Below are 1285 nucleotides of genomic sequence, written 5' to 3'. Positions count from 1 at the left end.
CCTGCTTCTATAGTTCCTTTATTTGTAAGGGTTTCTATCTTGTTGCCATCACCTATGAAGATAGCATTGCCGTTTTGATTTTTAATTAGGCCTGTGTTTTCAAAATTTTTAATAGTGGAGCTTGAAGTTCCCCAACTTTGAATGAATACTGCTCCTGATAATTGTTTGGCTCCAGATGTTCCTTCTATAGTGCCACTGTTTTTAAAATTATCTATAGTAGTACTTGATATATTTATACCTACTCTTCCCGAAAGAATGCCTGAGTTATCAAAATTTTTTATAGTAGAAGCTTGAAGATTAACCCCAGAGCTCGCAAATGCAGCCCCATTAGGTCCTCCTGGATCTTTTCTTCCATCACCTTTTAAGATTCCGTTTTTGCTATTGATAAATGTTTGGATTGTAGAATTGCCAATATATATTGCTTGTGTATCCCAGTTTTTTACATCTTGATTGCTGGTTTGAATAGTGCCACTATTATTAAGAGTTTGTACACTTGAATTATTTATGCTTATACCTCTATGTCCTTCGCTTTTAATGTTTCCATTATTGGTAATGGTTTTAACATCGGTATAATTAAACTGAACAGCTTCTTTATTTGTTGAAGTTGTTATAACTCCAGTATTGTTAAAATTATTAATCGTGGATTTATTATTAGCACCGCCTTCGAAAAAAACTCCTTTATCGCTTGAAGCTATAGTTCCACTGTTATCAAACTGATCCACAGTGAGAGTTCCCTGACCTCCCCAAACTCCCATATAAATTTGACCATTAACTTGACCTGTATTTTCAAAGGTGTTAACAGTGATGGTTCCTGCAAAACCTTGATCATGTTCTACAGCTACCTTACCGTTAATAGTTCCTTTATTGGTAAGATTAGTAAGAGTAAGAGTATCACTGTTGCTAGCATGAATATAGATGATTTTATCGTTATTACCTATATTACCTAGAGTTCCATTTTTTTCAATTGTTATAGAATGAGGACCTTTATCGGTAGTTTCTATTTTATCACCATGGGGACCGTTTATAGTCGTATCAATTTTAGCTTGAGCATTATACATACCCGCTGCTGATCTAGCTTTAGTATTTTTATTTGCTTCATCATAAGTTTTTATTTCAGGAGTAAGTGTAGCATTAGCACAACTCGCTAAGAAAGAAATAGTAGCTAAAGATAAAACTATCTTTTTAGAATTTAAACAGGGTTCTTTAATCCCCCCCCCCGTAGACACCTTACTTGAAATAATATTTTTACTCAAATATTTTTCTCCTTCCTTATTTAAAATGATTT

Annotated in this window: 1 pseudogene; it reads right to left on the bottom strand. The window is 33.6% G+C overall.

Annotated features, from left to right (window positions below):
• Window positions 1–1253, bottom strand: a pseudogene (locus tag AJN58_RS06210) (hypothetical protein); the annotation flags it as partial.
• Between the last annotated feature and the right edge of the window lie 32 nt (window positions 1254–1285).

The organism is Campylobacter sp. BCW_4321 (assembly GCF_001763075.1).
Lineage (GTDB): Bacteria > Campylobacterota > Campylobacteria > Campylobacterales > Campylobacteraceae > Campylobacter_D > Campylobacter_D jejuni.
Note: the sequence above shows the minus strand (reverse complement) of the source record. Positions and strands in the feature narration are given on the sequence as shown.